The 2,197-nt window shown below is 54.3% G+C and carries 2 protein-coding genes; both read right to left on the reverse strand.

Going from position 1 to position 2,197, the window contains the following annotated elements:
• On the reverse strand, nucleotides 1–1,580 hold a 1,580-nt coding region (locus CO656_RS29450), incomplete at its 3' end, for an acyltransferase family protein (protein WP_272938893.1).
• A gap of 338 nt (nucleotides 1,581–1,918) precedes the next feature.
• Nucleotides 1,919–2,197, reverse strand: a 279-nt coding sequence (locus CO656_RS30640; RefSeq protein ID WP_272938894.1) for an SGNH hydrolase domain-containing protein, incomplete at its 5' end; no start/stop codon positions are given.

Below are 2,197 nucleotides of genomic sequence, written 5' to 3' on the forward strand. Positions count from 1 at the left end.
ACCGATGTTTCAACCTCCGTGAAGGTATCACCAGTCCTCTTAAGCAGCATAAAGTCGTTGGATACAGGTGCGTCAAACGGGCTTGAGATTGCAACGGTTCTTATCTCCGGCTGGTTCTTCAGGATGCCCAAAACACTGTCATTGAAGCGAATACAATCCTCGCCGAAGGCACGGGGATATGGAGACGCTGCCCGGCTCGAGAAGGCAGCAACGCCGACGGCGGGGAGGCACCCGCTCATGGTGAGTTGAGCCAGTCCGGCTTCACCGACTGTTTTGGCCAGGCCGGGAACAAGTGCCATAGCAAATGAATCGCCCCAGACCAGCAATTCGGGCCTGTCCGCCGTCTGGCACGCCTCCGGGATAGCCTGAGGAGGTGATCCCGGGGTAAGATCACATGCTCTTCCCAAGCCATAATTGATCCTCCGGATTTGGCCGAAGTCAACCTTGCTTTGGGTCGCGGCAATGGCGACTGCGGGCGAGAAGCCTAGAAAAACCGATGCGGCGAGAAGTCCTGAGGCCATCCGTCCACGAGATGTGACGATCCCGTTGCGGAACGGCTCCTCCACGAAACGGTGAAGAGCTAAGCTCACGACAATTGAGAAGGAAACCGCCGCGTAGATCGCAAACGCAGGAGGGTCTCCCAGCCAAACAGCCCGCACATAGACAAGCACCGGCCAATGGATCAGATAGAGCGAGTACGAGATATCCCCGATCCTTGCCATGCCTCTCACCGCCAAATTACTCCTGCTCGGCACAAGCAGGAGGATCAGGGTTGCCAAACAGACCAGTGCAGCATCTGCGCCCGGGTGCTGGGAACCGACAGGGGCGATAGGAATAACGAGGAGAAGCAGGAGCGCCGGGAGGCGCAGCAGCGAAAGCTTGGCAGCCACGCGAGGACTGGCCGGAAGCAAAGCCCCCAGCGAACCAATGGCCATTTCCCAAAAGCGCGTCGGCAAAAGATAAAATGCAGCGGATGGGTCACGAGAGGCCACGTATAGACATAGCGTCAAACTCGCAACGAGTAGCAAGCTAACTCCTAAGAGCCACCATCTCCTGGGAGTTAAAGTCAAGAAAGCAGGAAGTAGCAGATAATACTGCTCTTCGACGGCGAGTGACCAGAAATGCAGGAGGGGCTTCGTTTCTGCGGCTCCCCCGAAATAGTCCGACTGAAACCAGAAAACGATGTTGCCGGTAAATGTGAGCGCCCCGATTACCTGAGTATGGAACTCCCGCAGGCCCACATCTGACAGGAAGAAAGGCGCAGCAATCGTCGTGAGCGCAATGACGACATAGGCCGCCGGCAACAGACGCTTCGCACGACGATAATAGAATTCCCCAAAGCTGAACCGTGATTGCTCAAGCTGCGTCCTGATCAGACTGGTGATCAGAAAGCCCGAAACCACGAAAAAGATGTCCACACCAAGATAGCCGGCGGCGAACGGCTCAACACCGGCATGATAAAGGACAACCAGCAAAACAGCCAAGCCCCGCAAGGCTTGGATATCAGTTCGAAACGCGCTCGGCATAGAAGACCTGATGAAATTCTCGATCCAACTGGATGAATTGCGGACCCAAGGCATGATGCTTATCGATTAGCTAACCGCAGCAAGGATCTGAAAGTGGTTTCCTTCTAGAACATTTTTGCTGATTCGAATTTCGGTAGATCTTCCACTTACTCGCTCATAACTTAGAACGTCGCCGACAGAAGGCGTCGGTGGACTTGATTTCTGTCAATTGATCTTCTTCCAATGAAGCATGCGCACTAATTCGTAAAATCGATTGTTTGGATGGCATACATCTACGCCATAGATCGATCGGGCACCCATGATCTCGTGGTGTCCCGCGCACTTCGGTGACGGCCATCAGCAGCAAAGAAACTCAGTCTTGAAAAGTCGACGCGGAACCATGCCGAAGTGCTCTATCGAGCAGCCCTGATCAGCCTCTCAGCAAGTCTCGTCTTTCGAGCGATGAGCTCTGACCCTTCATAGGAAAGGTGGCCGCTGTCTCTGTAAAGGTATTTGCCGTCGATCTCGGTCTTGCACGTTGTGTGGTCGCAGAGAAAGTCGTGGTAAGAGATAACCTCCACGTCAGCCTTCATGGCCACTTGGTTCAAGAGCTCTAGAGTGCGGGACCGCATCCGGCGGTAATCGCTGACATATATTTTACAATCACTGTAGCGGCCGAGCATAAGGCTGCC

It is taken from the genome of Sinorhizobium sp. FG01 (genome assembly GCF_002531875.1).
GTDB lineage: Bacteria > Pseudomonadota > Alphaproteobacteria > Rhizobiales > Rhizobiaceae > Sinorhizobium > Sinorhizobium fredii_C.